17 protein-coding genes, 1 tRNA gene and 1 pseudogene are annotated in these 18,418 nt (G+C 42.4%); 12 read left to right on the top strand and 7 right to left on the bottom strand.

The features are described from left to right. Positions 1-397 precede the first annotated feature (397 nt). The 4 genes from accC to O9295_RS08665 are packed head-to-tail and all read left to right on the top strand — an operon-like array spanning position 398 to position 3,565. On the top strand, positions 398-1,744 hold the full coding sequence (gene accC, locus O9295_RS08680; RefSeq protein WP_002751149.1) for an acetyl-CoA carboxylase biotin carboxylase subunit: 1,347 nt from the start codon (positions 398-400) through the stop codon (positions 1,742-1,744). Positions 1,745-1,787: 43 nt separating this feature from the next. Further along, on the top strand, positions 1,788-2,357 hold the full coding sequence (locus tag O9295_RS08675) for a Uma2 family endonuclease (protein ID WP_288032683.1): 570 nt from the start codon (positions 1,788-1,790) through the stop codon (positions 2,355-2,357). Positions 2,358-2,383: 26 nt separating this feature from the next. Continuing rightward, the gene (locus O9295_RS08670; RefSeq protein WP_288032682.1) at positions 2,384-2,959 is read left to right on the top strand and encodes a Uma2 family endonuclease; all 576 of its coding nucleotides are present in this window, start codon (positions 2,384-2,386) and stop codon (positions 2,957-2,959) included. 30 nt (positions 2,960-2,989) lie between these two features. After that, positions 2,990-3,565 (top strand): Uma2 family endonuclease, encoded by a 576-nt coding sequence (locus tag O9295_RS08665; protein ID WP_288032681.1) that lies wholly within the window; start codon positions 2,990-2,992, stop codon positions 3,563-3,565. Between the two features lie 76 nt (positions 3,566-3,641). Here O9295_RS08665 and O9295_RS08660 read toward each other — a convergent pair whose 3' ends face one another. Together O9295_RS08660 and O9295_RS08655 are read right to left on the bottom strand one after the other, a co-directional pair. Continuing rightward, positions 3,642-4,109: a DUF29 domain-containing protein gene (locus tag O9295_RS08660; RefSeq protein ID WP_190721435.1), complete on the bottom strand. Its 468-nt coding sequence runs from the start codon at positions 4,107-4,109 to the stop codon at positions 3,642-3,644. A gap of 122 nt (positions 4,110-4,231) precedes the next feature. Beyond that, a complete protein-coding gene (locus O9295_RS08655) occupies positions 4,232-4,831 on the bottom strand; it encodes a Uma2 family endonuclease (RefSeq protein ID WP_288032680.1) in 600 nt (199 codons plus the stop codon). Between the two features lie 191 nt (positions 4,832-5,022). Here O9295_RS08655 and O9295_RS08650 point away from each other — a divergent pair, with 191 nt between their 5' ends. Beyond that, positions 5,023-6,618 (top strand): Hsp70 family protein, encoded by a 1,596-nt coding sequence (locus tag O9295_RS08650; RefSeq protein ID WP_288032679.1) that lies wholly within the window; start codon positions 5,023-5,025, stop codon positions 6,616-6,618. Positions 6,619-7,029: 411 nt separating this feature from the next. Here O9295_RS08650 and O9295_RS08645 read toward each other — a convergent pair whose 3' ends face one another. After that, complete coding sequence (locus tag O9295_RS08645) at positions 7,030-7,161, bottom strand: hypothetical protein (RefSeq protein WP_002757361.1); 132 nt, start codon at positions 7,159-7,161, stop codon at positions 7,030-7,032. A 196-nt stretch (positions 7,162-7,357) separates the two neighbouring features. Further along, complete coding sequence (locus O9295_RS08640; RefSeq protein ID WP_147070854.1) at positions 7,358-8,611, bottom strand: competence/damage-inducible protein A; 1,254 nt, start codon at positions 8,609-8,611, stop codon at positions 7,358-7,360. Between the two features lie 544 nt (positions 8,612-9,155). Between O9295_RS08640 and O9295_RS08635 the strand changes: the two genes are divergently transcribed. From O9295_RS08635 to O9295_RS08625, 3 genes are all read left to right on the top strand, one after another. Next, on the top strand, positions 9,156-10,712 hold the full coding sequence (locus tag O9295_RS08635; protein WP_288032678.1) for an AAA-like domain-containing protein: 1,557 nt from the start codon (positions 9,156-9,158) through the stop codon (positions 10,710-10,712). 112 nt (positions 10,713-10,824) lie between these two features. Further along, positions 10,825-11,097 carry an AbrB/MazE/SpoVT family DNA-binding domain-containing protein gene (locus O9295_RS08630; RefSeq protein ID WP_002790479.1) on the top strand — a complete coding sequence of 91 codons (273 nt, stop codon included), beginning with the start codon at positions 10,825-10,827 and terminating at the stop codon, positions 11,095-11,097. After that, positions 11,090-11,491 carry a type II toxin-antitoxin system VapC family toxin gene (locus O9295_RS08625; protein WP_147070850.1) on the top strand — a complete coding sequence of 134 codons (402 nt, stop codon included), beginning with the start codon at positions 11,090-11,092 and terminating at the stop codon, positions 11,489-11,491. The genes O9295_RS08630 and O9295_RS08625 overlap by 8 nt, the downstream gene beginning before the upstream one ends. 366 nt (positions 11,492-11,857) lie before the next feature. Here the strand turns inward: O9295_RS08625 and O9295_RS27780 are convergent. Continuing rightward, a pseudogene (locus tag O9295_RS27780) lies at positions 11,858-12,327 on the bottom strand (IS1634 family transposase); the annotation flags it as partial. 63 nt (positions 12,328-12,390) lie between these two features. Further along, on the bottom strand, positions 12,391-12,777 hold the full coding sequence (locus O9295_RS08615; RefSeq protein WP_061431943.1) for a DUF4359 domain-containing protein: 387 nt from the start codon (positions 12,775-12,777) through the stop codon (positions 12,391-12,393). Between the two features lie 101 nt (positions 12,778-12,878). On the opposite strand from O9295_RS08615, the gene O9295_RS08610 reads away from it, so the two are divergent. The 3 genes from O9295_RS08610 to O9295_RS08600 all read left to right on the top strand — a co-directional run bounded on the left by O9295_RS08610 (position 12,879) and on the right by O9295_RS08600 (position 15,666). Continuing rightward, positions 12,879-12,951, top strand: a tRNA-His gene (locus tag O9295_RS08610). A 512-nt stretch (positions 12,952-13,463) separates the two neighbouring features. Continuing rightward, the gene (locus O9295_RS08605; RefSeq protein WP_002757342.1) at positions 13,464-14,408 is read left to right on the top strand and encodes an isoaspartyl peptidase/L-asparaginase; all 945 of its coding nucleotides are present in this window, start codon (positions 13,464-13,466) and stop codon (positions 14,406-14,408) included. 70 nt (positions 14,409-14,478) lie between these two features. After that, entirely contained in the window at positions 14,479-15,666 is a 1,188-nt protein-coding gene (locus tag O9295_RS08600; RefSeq protein ID WP_147070847.1) for an FtsW/RodA/SpoVE family cell cycle protein, read from the top strand. A 1,241-nt stretch (positions 15,667-16,907) separates the two neighbouring features. Here O9295_RS08600 and O9295_RS08595 read toward each other — a convergent pair. Further along, on the bottom strand, positions 16,908-17,108 hold the full coding sequence (locus tag O9295_RS08595) for a hypothetical protein (RefSeq protein WP_079210206.1): 201 nt from the start codon (positions 17,106-17,108) through the stop codon (positions 16,908-16,910). Positions 17,109-17,492: 384 nt separating this feature from the next. On the opposite strand from O9295_RS08595, the gene O9295_RS08590 reads away from it, so the two are divergent. Beyond that, on the top strand, positions 17,493-18,161 hold the full coding sequence (locus tag O9295_RS08590) for a lysophospholipid acyltransferase family protein (RefSeq protein WP_002798183.1): 669 nt from the start codon (positions 17,493-17,495) through the stop codon (positions 18,159-18,161). Positions 18,162-18,418 lie beyond the last annotated feature (257 nt).

Here is an 18,418-nt window from a genome sequence, read left to right as displayed (position 1 = left end):
GTGGGGGGTAGGGTGTGGGGTGTGGGGTGTAGGGGGTGGGGTGTAGGGTGTGGGGTGTAGGGTGTAGGGGGTAGGGTGTGGGGTGTGGGGTGTGGGGTGTAGCCCCCAGTCCGCAGGCTATGACTAATACCGTGTGCCATGAGGAAGGGGCCTGAGACCATACACGTACTCCCTACACCCTACACCCTACACCCCACACCCTACACCATACACCCTACACCCCACACCCCACACCCTACACCCCACACCCTACACCCCACACCCTACACCCCACACCCTACACCCCACACCCTACACCCCACACCCCACTTCCCCAACCCGATTTCCCCAAGGTAACAAAACCAGATATTCTACTAAATAGTCGCCTATCACACCAGCCTGATCTCGTGGTCGTCCAATGCAGTTTGCCAAGATATTAATCGCCAATCGCGGGGAAATCGCCTTAAGAATCCTTCATAGTTGCGAAGAATTGGGCATTAGAACCGTTGCCGTCCACTCTACCATCGATCGCCATGCCCTTCACGTTCAACTGGCCGATGAGAGTGTTTGTATTGGTCCGCCCCCAAGTAGCAAAAGTTACCTAAATATCCCTAATATCATCTCGGCTGCCCTAACACGCAACGCCACGGCGATCCATCCCGGTTACGGTTTTTTGGCAGAAAACGCCCGCTTTGCCGAAATTTGTGCCGATCATCAGTTAACTTTTATCGGTCCGTCTCCCAGTGCTATTCTGGCTATGGGGGATAAATCTACCGCTAAAAAAACCATGCAAAAAGCGGGAGTTCCCACTATCCCCGGCAGTGGTGGTTTAATTACCTCAGAAGCGGAAGCAAAACGTATCGCTGATGACATCGGTTATCCTGTCCTGATCAAAGCCACCGCCGGCGGTGGAGGGCGTGGGATGCGTCTTGTCAAGAGTGCAGATGAACTAGGTAATATGTTAAAAGCCGCCCAAGGGGAAGCAGAAGCGGCTTTTGGCAATTCAGGAGTATATCTAGAAAAATTTATCGAATGTCCCCGACATATCGAGTTTCAGATTTTGGCCGATAGTCACGGTAACGTGATCCATTTAGGAGAAAGAGACTGTTCGATTCAGCGACGACACCAAAAACTGCTAGAAGAGGCACCCAGCCCCTTCTTAACGCCCCATTTACGCTCAAAAATGGGTAATGCCGCCGTTAAAGCCGCTAAATCGATTAATTACGTCGGGGTGGGAACTGTGGAATTTTTAGTCGATAAACAGGGCAATTTTTACTTCATGGAAATGAACACCCGTATTCAGGTGGAACACCCCGTCACGGAGATGATCACGGGGATAGACCTGATCCGAGAACAAATTCTGGTGGCACAGGGCGAAAAACTGCAAATTAAGCAAGATCAGGTGATATTTAGAGGGCATTCGATCGAGTGTCGCATTAATGCCGAGGATCCCGATCACAATTTTCGCCCTCACCCCGGCAAAATTAGCGGTTATCTGCCCCCCGGTGGTCCTGGTGTCCGCATGGATTCCCACGTTTACACCGATTACGAAATCCCCCCCTATTACGATTCCCTAATTGGGAAATTAATTGTCTGGGGAGAAAATCGCGAAACTGCGATTAAACGCATGAAACGCGCCCTGCGGGAATGTGCGATCACGGGAGTACCGACGACTATTGATTTCCATCGTAAAATATTGGAAACTCCCGCCTTTTTAGCCGGAGATGTTTATACTAATTTCATCCAAGAACATCTCTTGCCCTAGGGCGTTACCATGAATTTTAGACGAGAGTAGGCTAGGGATAATAATGACAGTAGAAGTTAAATTTGAATCTTGGCAACTCAACGATGAACAGTTCTTTCAACTTTGTCAGGATAACCGAGATTTACGTTTGGAACGGAGCGCAAAAGGAGATTTAATTATTATGCCACCGACTGGAGGAGAAACCAGCAATTCTAACGCTGGAATCACTGCCCAATTATGGTTATGGAATAACCTACATAAATTAGGTGTGGTTTTTGATTCTTCTGGAGGATTTAAACTACCGAATGGGGCCGATCGCTCTCCCGATGCTGCTTGGATACCTTTAGAAAAATGGCAAGCTTTAACCCCACAACAAAAGGAAAGATTTTTACCTCTATCTCCCGATTTTGTCATTGAATTAATGTCTCCTAGTGATAGCCTAGAAACTGCTAGGAAAAAAATGCAGGAATATTTAGATAATGGGACTCGTTTAGGTTGGTTAATCAATAGAAAAATTAGAGAAGTAGAAATTTATCGTCAAGGACAGGCAGTAGAAATTTTAACTAATCCAGAGAGTTTATCTGGGGAAAATATTTTATCTCAATTTGTCTTAGAACTTGATAATATTTGGTAATTCTATGATCCTATAAAAGAGAATCTATGATGACAGTAGTAGAAATTAAATTTGAATCTTGGCAACTCAGCGATGAACAATTCTTTCAACTGTGTCAGGATAACCGAGATTTACGTTTGGAACGCAGCGCGAAAGGAGATTTAATTATTATGCCACCGACTGGAGGAAAAACGGGCAATAGTAACGGTAGAATCACCCAACAATTATTTAATTGGTCAGATAACAATGGTACGGGTATCGCTTTTGATTCTTCCACAGGATTTAAACTACCGAATGGGGCCGATCGCTCTCCCGATGCTGCTTGGATACCCTTAGAAAAATGGCAAGCTTTAACCCCACAACAAAAGGAAAGGTTTTTACCTCTATCTCCCGATTTTGTCATTGAATTAATGTCTCCTAATGACAACATAGAAACTGCTAGGAAAAAAATGCAGGAATATTTAGATAATGGAACTCGTTTAGGTTGGTTAATCAACAGAAAAACTAGAGAAGTAGAAATTTATCGTCAAGGACAGGCAGTAGAAATTTTAACTAATCCAGAAAGTTTATCGGGGGAAAATATTTTATCTCAATTTGTCTTAGAACTTGATAGTATTTGGTAATTATATAATCCTATAAAAGAGAATCTAAACATGATGACAGTAGTAGAAATTAAATTTGAATCTTGGCAACTCAGCGATGAACAGTTCTTTCAACTTTGTCAGGATAACCGAGATTTACGTTTGGAACGCAACGCAAAAGGAGATTTAATTATTATGCCACCAACTGGAGGAGAAACTGGTAATTCTAACGCCGGAATCACTGCCCAATTATGGTTATGGAATAACCTACATAAATTAGGTGTAGTTTTTGATTCTTCCACAGGATTTAAACTACCGAATGGGGCCGATCGCTCTCCCGATGCTGCTTGGATACCTTTAGAAAAATGGCAAGCTTTAACCCCACAACAAAAGGAAAGGTTTTTACCTCTATCTCCCGATTTTGTCATTGAATTAATGTCTCCTAGTGATAGCCTAGAAACCGCTAGGAAAAAAATGCAGGAATATTTAGATAATGGGACTCGTTTAGGTTGGTTAATCAATAGAAAAACTAGAGAAGTAGAAATTTATCGTCAAGGACAGGCAGTAGAAATTTTAACTAATCCAGAGAGTTTATCGGGGGAAAATATGCTGCCAGAATTTAGTTTAAATCTTACTTTGATTTGGTAAATCAGAGGTAGTGATTGCCGTTTAAAGCTGGGCTTTGTTAGGCATTGTATTCATCGATAAAATACCGAATTCATTTTTAAGGAAGATAGTCATAATCAAGGATTTCTGCAAGGGTGAAGGGAGATTCAATCGGGAATAAATCAGCAGCAAGTTGATATTTTCTGAAAGTATCTTCTCTGGCCGCTTGATAACAATCTATCCAGATTTCAGGAATCAATCTTCTCAGACTTGGACTCTCTCTTAATAAGCGTTGAACTTGTCGGCGTTGTTCAACAATTGTGCTGCGCCACCCTTGAGCATTTGCTTCCTTTTCAGTTAGCCAGTAAGTCAATTTAAGCAAATGTTCGGCAATGATGGTTAAGCGACTTTCTAGTTCTCGTTTTTCACTCCTGCCCATCGTTTCAATTTCTTCGATTAAATTTTCTAAGTCTAATTTTTCAAAACGATGTTCTTTGAGTAAATTAGCGGTTTCTTGTAACCATCCGTAGAAATCTTCTTGATAAAGACTTTTACCTGACGAGACTAAAGACTTTTCGATGCTCATTTGATGATGACCTAGAAATATAATAGAGCAATCGGCGATTCTTACCACTGTTGCCTCTTGCCTGTTGCCTCTTGCCTGACTTCTGCCAGAAGTCTAATATCGCAGGATTACTCCTGAAAACATCAGAGCTTTAAATTTAAGCTAAAATTGGGTAAAACATCTTCACCCGACAAATCAGTGGGATTTTCTAAGATCTCCACTTCCTTTCCTTGACGATAAATTTCAACTTGCCGATTCTGAGGATCGATTAACCAGCCTAACCTTGCCCCATTTTCCCTATATTCGAGCAGTTTTTTCTGTAATTTGTCAAGACTATCCGATTCAGACCGCAATTCGACCACAAAATCGGGACAGAGGGGAATAAATCCTTTTTTCTGCTTAGGGGTTAAAGATTCCCAGCGTTCTCGACTCACCCAAGATAGATCGGGAGAACGAATCGCCCCATTTGGCAGTATAAATCCGGTGGAAGAGTCAAACCCGACTCCTAAAGCTTCATTTTCTTCGCACCAGCGAAACAATTGTCCTGTTATACGAAAATTTCGCTGTCCTGATTCGCCACCTGTCGGGGGATTCACGATTAATTCTCCTTGGGCTGTACGTTCTAATTTTAAGTCCCGGTTGACCACAGCAAGGGCTTCAAACTGTTCAAGGGTGATAGAGAGAGCGATCGCGCTAGGAATTTCTAAGGAGAGGGTTTCGGGTGAGGTAGTAACTGGTAACATAATCCTTTGATCAGGTGCAACTCATGTATACTATTAAAGATTATTTGTCAAGTTTTTGCTCAGACTTCTTTAGCTTGCGCTGAACAAATTCCCGATTTTTTGGGGAAACTTCCACCTCGATCGGGCGGGTTCAATAAATAACAGGTTACAATAGCCAATACTTAACTAAATTTACCTAAAAACCATCGATCGTGTTCTACGCTATTGATTTCGGAACCAGTAATACCGTCATTACTCGTTGGAATGGGGCGACAAATAGGGCCGAAACCGTCAAATTATCGGAGTTATCCCAACAAATAGTCGACAATCCCCCCCTAATTCCCAGTTTACTCTATATTAAATCAGCCAATCCCCTGCAAGTAATTGCCGGTCAAGCGGTACGGGATCGGGGTTTAGATAGCGATCGAGATCCGCGTTTTTTTCGTCGCTTTAAACGAGGTATCGGGGCAAAAATTCAAGGATTTTTACCGGAATTAGAGGAAACTGTCCTCAGTTTCGAGGGAGTTGGCCAATGGTTTCTCGATAGCATCATCGACCACTTAAAAAACACCACCCTGGAAACCCCCCAATCTCTAGTTTTAACCGTCCCCGTCGATAGTTTTGAAAGTTACCGCAATTGGTTAAGCAATGTTTGTCAGGGGTGGGAAATCGAACAAATTCGACTAATTGATGAACCCACGGCCGCCGCTTTGGGTTATGGAACCACTGGGGATCAAGTGATTTTAGTGGTAGATTTTGGCGGTGGCACCCTCGATCTTTCTTTGGTACAATTAGATTTAGATAATCCTCAAAAAAATCAAGGTTTTATTCTCAAGTGGGGAGAAAAACTTTTAGGCAATAATTCTGCCCAAAAAACTAAACTAGCGAGAGTTTTAGCCAAGGCGGGGACAAATTTAGGGGGGTCAGATATCGACGATTGGATTGTCGATTATTTTGCCCAAAAGCAATCTTTAGCGAAAACTTCCCTGACTACTCGTCTAGCAGAAAGATTAAAAATTAAACTTTCTTCCCAATTAACCGCCGAGGAGGTATATTTTGATGAGGAAAATTTCGAGAGTTACGAGTTAAGCTTGGATCGAGAACAATTGACCGATATTCTCCAACAACAAAACTTTTTTCATCAATTAGATGATTTAATGACGGGAGTTTTGCAACAGGGAAGACGCAATGGAGTTGAAGTTAGCGATATCGATGCGGTGTTATTAGTCGGGGGAACCGTCCAAATTCCGGCGGTAAAAGATTGGGTGCGACAGTATTTTGATAGTAGTAAAATTAAAGAGGATCGACCCTTTGAAGCGATCGCTTTGGGAGCGTTACAATTAGCCCAAGGTTATCAAGTCAAAGATTTTCTCTATCATAGCTACGGGATTCGTTACTGGAATCGTCGCCAAAATGCCCACGCTTGGCATCCGATTATTAACTCTGGACAACCCTATCCCATGGAAAAACCCGTGGAATTAGTCCTAGGTGCTTCCGTGGACAATCAACCTAGCATTGAATTAATTATCGGCGAATTGGGCACAGAAAGGGGGGCGATCGAGGTCTATTTTGATGGTGATAAATTAATTACTCGTTCCCTCGGTAATGGAGAAACTAGCGTCCAACCCTTAAATGATCGCGAGGGGGCCCGATCGATCGCTAAACTCGATCCTTTAGGTTTTCGGGGTAAAGATCGCATTAAAGTGCAGTTCTGGATTGATGATCAGTGTTTTCTGCGGATTAATGTGGAAGATTTACTCAGTCAAGAATTGTTACTAAATAATCAAATCGTCACCAAATTAAGCTAGGGTTTACGGCAAAAAGTTGCTCGTGGGGGCAGGGTGTGGGGTGTGGGGTGTGGGGTGTGGGGTTTTACCGATTTTGAGGTAGTCAGTTACCTAATTTTCAGGGAAAAAGTCCAGGGATTTTACCCCGGATCACTCCAATGGTCAACACTTTTTGAGGGAAAAAAGTCTAAAAGCCTTATCTAACAAGGTTTTTAGATTTATTCAGCAAACCCTACCTAATTTTTAGGAAAAAATTACCTGAATTTTACCCCCGCTTACTCCCATATCTGGTACTTTTTGATTTCCAAAAAGTCTAAATTTTAGATTTATTCAGCCTGCTCTAAGCTAGACTTGGCTTCACCTAAAAATCAAGTGCAGACTCATAGTAAGTTTGCACTGATATTATCGCAATATTCTGTTTTACCGGTGGCTTTATCGACTGTGATCGCGCACGGGGATCGGGATTAGTTCGGGTTCGGGTTCGGGTTCCGGACCAAAAACACTCTCAATCAGTTTGCGCGCCCATTCTCTCAACTTGTCTATCACTTCATCTAAATAGTCCATTGACCAAATGGCTCCTTTGAGATACTAGCTATGAGTTTTCGTCGATTGATCCCCGCAACAGCTTGATTCTAGAGAATTTTAACTAATTTTCATCGTTTGGCTGTTAAATCTGACGAGCGGGGGAATCTATATCTTGTATTTATATTAAGCTTAACATAACTTTTTAGTCTGAGTATATATTCTTGGCAATTCTTTTTTAAGATATTGTTAATAAATTCCGGCGTAGGCGATCAAGGGCGGTATAAGCACTAATCTGGCGAATTGTCAAGCGATCTCGATTTTCTCCGAAACGATGCTCTGATACGGTAACATTTCCCTCAGGACTGGCTAAACCGATATAAACTAGGCCCACGGGTTTTGTCTCACTGCCTCCTCCTGGTCCGGCAATACCCGTGATACTGATCCCCCAATCCGTAGCGAGGCGTTTTTGCACCCCTAGCGCCATCTGTTGGGCAATAATGGCACTGACAGCCCCGAAATTATTTAAATCCCCTTCATTTACGTCTAAGAGGGCAACTTTTACCCGATTATCGTAGGAAATAACCCCACCCCCAAAATAATCGGAACTGCCGGCGATTTGGGTGATAATTTCCCCTAATCCCCCTCCAGTACAGGATTCTGCCACACTCAAAGTTTGTTTTTGCCGCCGCAAAAGTTCCCCCACCACCGCAGGTAAAGTATCATCATCAGCCCCAAAATAATCTAATCCGGCGATTTCCTTAATTTCCGTCGCTACCGGTTCAATTACCTGCAAAGCAGCCTCTAAAGAAGGGGCTTTGGTCGCAATTCGCAAACGCACTTCGCCTAAACTAGCATAGGGGGCAACGGTGGGATTAGTCAGATCAAATAAATGGGCAACTTTTTCCGCTAAAGCTGACTCACCGATACCGCGAAATTTGAGGTAACGACTATAAATCCTCTCTTTGCCCCATCCTTGACTTTCTAGGTAAGGAATCGCCGTTTCTACCCACATTCTCTTCATTTCTGAGGGTACTCCGGGGAAAGTGAGAATAGTCACGTTAGCCTCTGCTTGCCAGATCATGCCAGGGGCGGTTCCCGTCGGATTTGGCAAAAAATCGGCTCCCATGGGTATTAAAGCCTGTTTACTGTTACTAGGAGGCATTTCTCGCCCTAAACTCGTAAATTTAGCCTCGATTTCTGCTAAAATCTCCTGATCTTCCCTGAGGGGCGTTTGGAAAAAATCGGCGATTGTTTCTGTGGTTAAATCGTCGGGAGTCGGTCCGAGTCCGCCAGTAAAAATTAAAATTGAGGAACGTTCTCGGGCAATAGCGATCGCTTTTTTCAGTCTTTCTACATTATCCCCCACCACCGTTTGATAATAATGGGGAATGCCTAATTTTGCCAATTCTAGGGCTAAATATTGGGCGTTAGTATTAACTATATCCCCTAATAATAATTCCGTTCCTACACAAATAATTTCAGCGGCCATAATTTTTGACAATTAGCTTAAGATTTTCAATTTTGATCATTAACTGATCTCCTGTCACCATCGTTCGATCGGGTTTCGGTAACGATGGTACTGGAAGTTAACCATATCAATGCGCTCCAGTATTATACCAGTAAGCTATCAACAATCAAAGTCTTGTATATTAGACCTCTTGTAAAAATCAAAAATTGTTGTTAGGGTTAGGAGTCAGTAGCCGGTCGTCAGGAGTCAGGAGAATTAAGAATGAATAATAATCAATTAAACGGTCTATTTACAGATTTTATGTAATTTAATCCTTGTTTTTGCCGTTTTTGAAGCCTCAAAAATTAATTATGCAAGAGGTTTATTAAATGCCACTTTTAATAACCAGATTTAGTATCACTACCCATTAGCAAACGTAAAATCAGCGCATTATTCCCTTATATAACAATAATTGATCATAATCAAGCATAACAAAGTATTGCCGATCATCACCTCTTCCTTCCTGCCCTCACAAACCACACCAAAATCATCTAAAATTAAAATGTCCACTAAATAATAAAATTCTATGACTCGCTGGTTTAATATTGCTGGTCCCTGTAAGGACGATATCCACTATATGCTCTCTCCCACAGTGCGATTACCAGATTTAGAGGATTTAATTCAACAACGTAGTTACTTTGTCCTTCACGCACCACGACAAACGGGGAAAACCACCGCAATGTTAGCCCTAGCAAAACAACTTACTGCTACAGGAAATTATGCCGCAGTCATGGTATCAGTGGAAGTAGGAAGTGCATTTAATCATGATCCTACTGCCGCAGAATTGGCAATTTTAGGGGCATGGTATAATACAATAAATATCCGCTTACCTAAAGAATTGCAACCACCTGTAAAAGAATGGCAACAGGAAGAAGCAGGAAGCAGAATCAAGGCTTTTTTATCAGATTGGGCAAAAGCTATCAATCGTCCCATAGTATTATTTATAGATGAAATTGACTCTTTACAAGACCAAACATTAATATCAGTTTTACGACAGTTAAGAGATGGTTTTCCTAATCGTCCAGAAAATTTTCCCTCATCAGTAGGATTAATTGGTTTACGAGATGTGCGAGATTATAAAGTAGCATCGGGAGGTAGTGACAGATTAAATACATCCAGTCCTTTTAATATAAAAGTTGCTTCTCTGACTATGCGAAATTTTAATCTTGCAGAAGTGGGAGAATTATATCAACAGCATACAGCAGCAACAGGACAAATTTTCACACCTGAAGCAATAGAAACAGCATTTTATTTAACTCAAGGACAACCTTGGCTAGTCAATGCTTTAGCTAAAGAAATTGTAGAAAAAATGGTGAAAGATAGAAGTATTACTATTACTAAAGAACATATTTTACAAGCCAAAGAAATATTAATTGCTCGTCAGGATACTCACTTAGATAGTTTAGCAGAACGTTTAAGAGAACCAAGAATTAAAGCCATTATTGAACCGATGTTAGCCGGTTTAGAATTAGGGAATATACCTAATGATGATATTCAATTTGTCATTGATTTAGGATTATGTAAAATGCACCCCTATGGAGGTTTAACTATTGCTAATCCCATTTATAGGGAAGTGTTACCCAGGGTGTTAACTGTGACACCAATGGCATCTTTACCCATGATTGCACCAACTTGGTTAACCCCAGAGGGTGAATTAAATATAGCTGCTTTATTAACAGCATTTCTCAAATTTTGGCGACAACATGGAGAACCATTATTAGGTAGCACTGGTTATCATGAAATCGCTCCACATATAGTATTAATGGCTTTTTTACATCGTGTGGTTAATGGTGGGGGAGTTTTAGAAAGGGAATATGCAATTGGTAGCGATAGAATGGATTTATGTTTGCAGTATAAAGATGTAATTTTAGGGATTGAATTAAAAGTATGGCGGGATAAAAAACGCGATCCCCAAGCTGACGGAATTGAACAATTAGAATCTTATTTAGGGCGTTTGGGTTTAGATTTTGGTTGGTTATTTATCTTTGATAGGCGGAAAAATGCCTTACCAATGGAAGAAAGGTTATCCACTGAGGTGGTAGTGACGGAAAATCAATATAGAATTACTGTGATTAGAGCTTGAGTCTTTCCAAAACTTACTGTTTGTGTTACATTTCCTTAACGCACCCTACAGGATTAACTTTGAGAATTTTTGCTAAACTAGAAATAGGTATAAAACAAGGAAATATAAAGTTATGACAGTTGCTAATTCATCACTTTCTCAACAATACATACTTGATATTGAACCAGAAGGACGTTTAACTTTACCGCAAGAAATCCAACAAATTCTTAATTTAGAATCTGGAGATAGATTAATTTTAACTCTGGAAGATAATGGAACACTGCAATTAGTTAGTCTCAAAAATCAAGTTAAAAAATTAAGAGGTTTATTAAAAAATAAATCACCTGATAGAAATTTAGTAGATGAACTTATTCAAGAACGCAGACAGGAGTATTTAAGTGAATAAATATGTGTTAGATGCTTCTGCCTTTTTAGCTTATCTTAGAGATGAACTAGGAGCAGAAATTGTAGAAAATGCCTTGATTAATGGGTGTTATATCAGTATTATTAATTGGGTAGAGGTATTATCGAAAATTGTTGACTTAGGAGAATCCCCAGAGGAAATTATTAAACGATTGAGAGATGAAGGATTATTACAAAATAGTCTAGAAATTATTGCTTGCAATGAGGAAGATGCTATAACTATAGCTAAATTTCGAGTTTTAACTAAAAGTGCAGGATTATCCTTAGGAGATCGTGCTTGTCTTGCTTTAGGTAAACGCTTGAATTTACCTGTGTTAACAGCAGATAAAGTATGGACCAGTTTATCTCTGGGAATTACTATTACTTTGATTCGTTAAAGTTCATCATCATTTGACAAATACTTTTTAACAACTGAAAATTTGGAACTGCATTCAAAACAGGAATAAGGTGCGTTAATGAAATGTAACGCACCTTACAGGATTGGATATCACTAGAGATTAAAACCCACATTCCGCACTTTATGATTAAGTCGCAATAACGCCACCAAGAAAAACTGATTGAACCGACAAAATTTGTTGAGATTAGAGAATTTTTACATCTGACTTCACCAAGAATAATTTGACAGAAGCAAGGATCGCTCAAGTTAGACATGGTTAAACTAAAGTGACCTAATTTATTGGACACTTTTCGGGGAAAAAGTTTTTTCTGGGATTGACTTAAACTGAATTTGCTCAATTTGATTCTCAACTTACTTGGTAGTAATTTTGGCAATAAATCGAAAAATATTCAAGAATATCAAGAATCTCCTCAGTTAAATTACTGATGTGGCTTTGAGCATTAATCTTGACTAAATGAATCCCCTGTAAAATCTGAAATATCCATCTTAAAGTTGGTTTATCTGTGGCTTTACCAAGTTTATTTTTGACTTTTCCACCTTTCCTTTGTAGTTCCCCTCTTAACATTCTTTGTCCCAGACTATATACTAATAAGCATATTCCCATTAAAAAAAACCATTGTTTCTATCCTTTTTGGGGTTTTCACCAAGACACTATCTGCTAGAAATAAGGGGTCTTTAATGAATCTAAATCCTCGTTCACAAGATTGTTGTGCTTTATATTCATCAAGCATTTCTTCCGCCGATAGGTTTTCCTTGTCGAGAACAGGCGATAATAAATCTTCCTGCTCTTTCTGTTTCGGCTTTAATAATTTCAGCTATCACCACTACAATAAAATCACTACCATCAGGATTTACTCTCGGAAAATTTCCATTGCCTGACTACAGTTCTAAAGCTTCGTAGATGTATAATTTATTCAAAAAACCGACGGTGCTGAAGTGATAACTAGGTAAAGGGGGAGGGAACCATAATTCCGTTTGATAAACGCTGAAAATGACAAAATTCTTTCTAGTGGTGTTAGTGGCGATCGCTTCTTGTAAAAAAGGATGACCCGTATCCACCAACATTTTACAGTAACCCCGCAAGAGAGCCTGCACCTCGATGGAAGCTTGCGCCCGAGCGCAGACATTATCCTTAAGATAGCTAGTTAACCTCTGGGAAGCGTATTGTTCGTAATCTTGACGATTGGGGTTAGTTGTCAGCAATATCCCCGCAATTCCCCCTAAAACCACTCCTACCACCATTCCCCCTAACCGCGCCAATTTCATAAGCTCTCAAATCATCACTCACTTACCCTAACCATAGCCCGAATTAGGATAAAAAACCTGTTGTCAACGATTCGTTTTCTGGTATAGTAGATAGTTGTACGGCGAGCGTAGCCAAGTGGTTAAGGCAGTGGATTGTGGTTCCACCACTCGGGGGTTCGAGTCCCCTCGTTCGCCCTCTTTTTAAGGATCGCTGATGATTAGGCTTTGAGGGAGTCGATTGGCACTTACCCACTCAAATCCCCAATCAATTCGTTAACCTCAAAATAGTCTTTATGTACTGATAAATTTCGGTGAGAACGGTCAATGTGTTGGCTAGACTGTATTTGAGACAATTGAGCAAATTCTCGCTTCCAGAAAGGAGCGAACGGTGAGTAATTAGGGTTGGCTGAATAAATCTGAAAACCTTGTTGGGTAACACTTTTAGATCTTTTGTCAATCAAAAAGTACCGGATCTGGGAGTGATCGGGGCAAAATCCCTGGACTTTTTCCCTGAAAATTAGGTAATTGAACCCCTGAAAATGGGTAAAACCCCACACCCCACACCCCACACCCCACACCCCGCACCCTGTCCCCACGAAAAACTTTTTGCCGCAAACCCTACTTACCGGTTAAGACGGCACTGGAGAAGCGGAGTAGCGATAACGTGATAGTTTAGATCCGATCGGTAATGTGATATTGGGACAATAATGACCAAAGTAAATCCGAAGTTAATTATTCATGGGGGAGCGAGTTCCCTAGAGGACAAAGGTGGTTTAGAATCAGTCCGCGATTCTCTCCGGGGGATTGTTAAGAATATTTACAACCTCCTTGACAATGGTGCTAGTGCTGTGGAGGCGGTGACGAAAGGATGTATGTTACTGGAGGATGAACCGCGATTTAATGCCGGGACCGGTTCGGTGGTGCAATCGGACGGTCAGGTGCGAATGAGTGCAGCCTTGATGGATGGTCGTCACCAGCGTTTAAGCGGTGTCATTAACGTCTCGCGGGTACAGAATCCCATTAGCCTGGCTCAATTTCTCCAAAGTCAAGAGGATCGCATTCTCTCGGAAATTGGAGCTGCAGATCTGGCCCGAGAATTACAAATTCCCCTCTATGATCCCCTCACCGATTATCGGATTCAAGAATGGATGGAGGAAAGAAAGACGAATTTTAACCGTAAAATGGCCCGTTTATTCGCCGATTCGTCAGCGCAACGGGGAACTATCGGGGTAGTGGCTCTTGATCAGCAAGGAGACATCGCCGCCGGAACTTCTACCGGAGGGAAGGGATTAGAAAGAATCGGTCGCGTTAGTGACAGTGCCATGCCGGCCGGCAATTATGCGAATCCATGGGCGGGAGTAAGCTGTACGGGGGTCGGGGAAGATATTATCGATGAGTGTTTAGCCGCTAAGGTGGTTATTCGCGTCACCGATGGTTTTTCCCTCGCCGCTGCCGTGGAGAAATCCATGCGCGAATCCCAAACTAATGGTCGGGATCTGGGCATGATTTCCCTTGATCGTCAGGGGAATATTGTTTGGGGGAAAACGGCGGAAATTCTCTTGGCTGCCTATCACGACGGTCAGGCGATCGGTGATACCCTAGAATGGCACGGTGAAAATGTCGGTTTAATCGGTCATGTCGCCGTCGGATAGTGGAACAAACTGCGATCGAGCCTAGTCTTTTCGGTTAATCTGTACAAGATACTTCTTCTCGAAAATCTCCGTGTGGCAATACATTATTCCTATTTTTGACCCCGATGTGAAAAACTGGTCAGCCGAAGCGCGATTATTGCGCTGGATGACTTTTTTGTGGCTGTTAGTCGGGTTAGTGGTGCTTTTTTCCGCTTCCTACGCTCTGGCTGACAGTCGCTTTGATAACGGACTATACTATTTTATCCGCCAATTAATCTGGCTTTGGATTGGCTTAATTGGCTTTAATTTCCTGGTGCGATTGCCGATCGAGAAACTCCTCAAAATCGCACCCTGGATGATTTTATTAGTTTTAGGATTAATTTTGATCACTCTTATCCCCGGTTTGGGAACTAATATCAACGGTGCCACCCGTTGGATTAAAATCGGGCCGATTCTCTTGCAACCGTCGGAATTTATGAAACCGTTTCTCGTCCTGCAAGGGGCGGCGGTTTTCGGTGGTTGGCCGCGTTTAAATGTCAATCAACGGTTAACTTGGATCGCTATTTTTGGGCTAATTCTAGCGGGCATCCTCTTACAACCTAACTTGAGTACCACTGCTCTGTGTGGTATAACTCTCTGGCTGATCGCTCTTGCCTCCGGTCTGCCTTTATCCTACATGACCAGCACCGCTTTACTGGGTGTAACTATGGCCGTGGTTAGTGTTACTTTCCGCGAATACCAGAGAAAACGGATTTTGTCTTTCTTAAACCCCTGGCAGGATCCCCGGGGTGATGGTTATCAATTAGTGCAGAGTTTACTGGCGATCGGTTCTGGCGGAACCACCGGCAGCGGTTACGGTTTATCCCAACAAAAATTATTTTATCTACCCTTCCCAGATACGGATTTTATTTTCGCTGTCTTTGGCGAGGAATTTGGTTTTATTGGCGGTATTTTACTGTTAATCATGCTATTTCTCTACGCTACTCTCGCCCTGATCGTGGCGGTTAAATGTCGTCATCGCATCAAAAAATTAGTGGCGATCGGGGCGATGGTAATTTTAATCGGTCAATCCCTGTTAAATATCGGTGTGGCCACTGGTTCTTTACCCACTACCGGCTTACCTTTCCCTCTCTTTAGTTATGGCGGCAGTTCCAGTTTAGCCAGTCTCTTTTTAGCCGCCCTCTTAATCCGCGTGGCTAGGGAAGAAAATGACCCCGATCCGGTTTCCACCATTAAAAAAAGTCCTCAGAAAATTGTCTCGGTTTTCAGTCATCAGTGATGGATTGGGAATTATGAATTATGAAGTGGGGAAGTGGGGAAGCTGTCTCATCACCCTATCACCCCAAAACCCCCCGCAACGCGCAAGCAGTGACCCCCCTATCTCCTGATTCCTGACTCCTCACCCAATGTTCGACAAAGATAAGTAAAAATTATTGATTGACTCCAAAAACTTGAGAATATTTAAATTAACATTCCGCAATATTTACAAATTCTTAAGAATTAATTGAGAAAGATTTTTATTTAACAACGATGTTACAATGGTGACAGCGATTTGATAGAATTTCATAATGGGTTATTCTGTGCTTTTTTGGGTAGCAATGGTTGAAACCCTTGCCACACCTACAGGGTGATCCTAATTAAGACGGGTAAATCAGTCAATTTCACGGGCAACGATGATCTTTTTTTTGTGTAGTTTTATTGCAAAAAAAAAGTTTTTTTGACAAAAAGCACAAAGTATGATATTAGCCCAATGGACTTCTGGCTGCGAGTAATTATTGCAGAGAAGGGAAAGGGGAAAGGGGAGAAGGGAGAGGGGAGAAGGGAGAATAAATAGGGTTTGCGGCAAAAAGTTTTTTGTGGGGGCAGGGTGTGGGGTGTCGGGTTTGACCCATTTTCAGGTGGTCAATTACCTAGGGTGGGCGCCAAAAAGTTTTTCCTGGGGGCCGGGTGTGGGGTGTGGGGTGGGGGGTGTGGGGTTTTACCAGTTTTGAGGTGACCAATTACCTAATTTTCAGGGAAAAAGTCCCGGAATTTTCCCCCTGATCACTCCCATGCCGGGTACTTTTTGATTGACAAAAAGTCTAAAAGTCTTACCCAACAAGGTTTTTAGATTTATTCAGCCAACCCTACCTAATTTTCAGGGAAAAAGTACCTGAATTTTCCCCCCGCTCACTCCCAGGGCCAGTACTTTTTGATTGACAAAAAGTCTAAAAGTCTTATCCAACAAGGTTTTGATACTAAATCCGTTGAGTATAAGCTACTGATGAGGACAGGCACTCATGCAAAAGGGGGAATAAATAATCAGTCTTTAATAACCGGATTTAGTATTAGATTTATTCAGCAAGCTCTAATTAAAGATTTTCTTAAGATTTCTGGCCATAGCCGCTCCCCGCTCCCATGCAGTCTCAACCAGAGTTTTAGGCTTAACCGAGCCGTATTACCCCGCACCCCAGGGGAACTGTAGCCAATTTTGTCGGCAAGGTGCGAACTAACCCCCGTTCCCCGTTCCCCGGGCAAACCCTAGAAATCATCGGGAATAATCCATTGGGTCGGTTGCGTCAGTTTTTTTAGTCTAGCGGCTTCTGCCATTTCTAGCATCTTTTCCAAAGAAGTTTCGGCAATGAATTTGGCTGCTTGAGCGGCATGAGCTTGATTGGGGCATTTATCGCCTAAAATACAACCATTTAGGCAATCTACAGCACAATTTACCTGTTTTTCCATAAAAATTCTCTTTTTCTGACTAGATTTGGCCTTTATATTTTAACCCAACTTTTTTTCAATAAAGCAAAATTAATTACACCAAATCCGTTTTTAATAGTGCGATTAACTCCCAAGTTATGGATTGTTTCTCCCCGCTTGCTGCTAGACCGCTCCCCACTGACCCCTCTCGACTTTCCTATACTTTTTAAACAGGATTTAGTCGGACACATCTTGCTAATCCTTTTGCCGCTCTCAACCCTAGCTAAGTAATTATGCCAGTTAAGAAAGCGGCACGCTTAACCTTTCCCTAACCCATAAATTGCTATATATTTTAATTGTGTGAGGAGTGAGAAGAAAGCAAAGTCCTTGGGGTCGAAACACGGCAAGACTCCCGAGGGCTTTTCCATGTCTAGGGAACAATTGTCAGTCATGAACCAGCCTCAAGAGCGAGAACCTTTTGCCAGTTTAGTTTTATATCATCTCTTTAAATGGTCGATCGTTAGCCCAACCCTACACGGCTATTTTCGCGGTCGCGTTTACGGAGTGGAAAATGTCCCCCGGCGTCATCCTCTGATTATCGTCTGCAATCACGCCAGTTACTTCGATCCACCCCTATTATCCTGTGCCGTGCGCCGTCCCGTAGCTTATATGGCTAAAGAAGAATTATTTACCATCCCGATTTTAAAACAGGCGATCGCTCTTTATGGGGCCTATCCCGTCAAACGCGGCAGTGGTGATCGGGGGGCAATTCGGGCGGCGATGGGAGCATTAGCGGCGGGCTGGGCAGTGGGATTGTTTCTGGAGGGAACGCGCACCGAGGACGGATTGATCCATCAACCAAAACTAGGCGCGGCGATGATTGCCGCTAAAGCGGGAGTTCCCCTGTTACCGGTCAGTTTGTGGGGGACAGAAAAGATTTTTCAAAAAGGTTCTTCTTTTCCCCATAGTATCCCCTTAACTATTCGCATCGGGGAAGTGCTGCCGCCACCGATTTCTAACAAAAGAGAAGCTTTACAGGCAGTTACCGAGCGCTGTGCCGAAATTATTAACGGATTACACGCCCTCGGACGCTAACTAGGGTCTGCGGCAAAAAGTTTTTCTTGGGGACAGGGTGTGGGGTGTGGGGTGTGGGGTGTAGCGTGTGGGGTGTGGGGTGTGGGGTGTGGGGTGTTGGGAGAATAAATAGGGTCTGCGGCAAAAAGTTTTTCCTAGGGGCAGGGTGTAGGGTGTGGGGTGTGGGGTGTGGGGTTTTACCGATTTTGAGGGGGTCAATTACCTAATTTTCAGGGAAAAAGTCCCTGAATTTACCCCTGATCACTCCCATATCTGGT

This window comes from Microcystis sp. LE18-22.4A, from assembly GCF_027531105.1.
Taxonomy (GTDB): domain Bacteria; phylum Cyanobacteriota; class Cyanobacteriia; order Cyanobacteriales; family Microcystaceae; genus Microcystis; species Microcystis aeruginosa.
The sequence above is the reverse complement of the archived record's forward strand: the minus strand, read 5'-3'. Positions and strand labels throughout refer to the sequence as shown.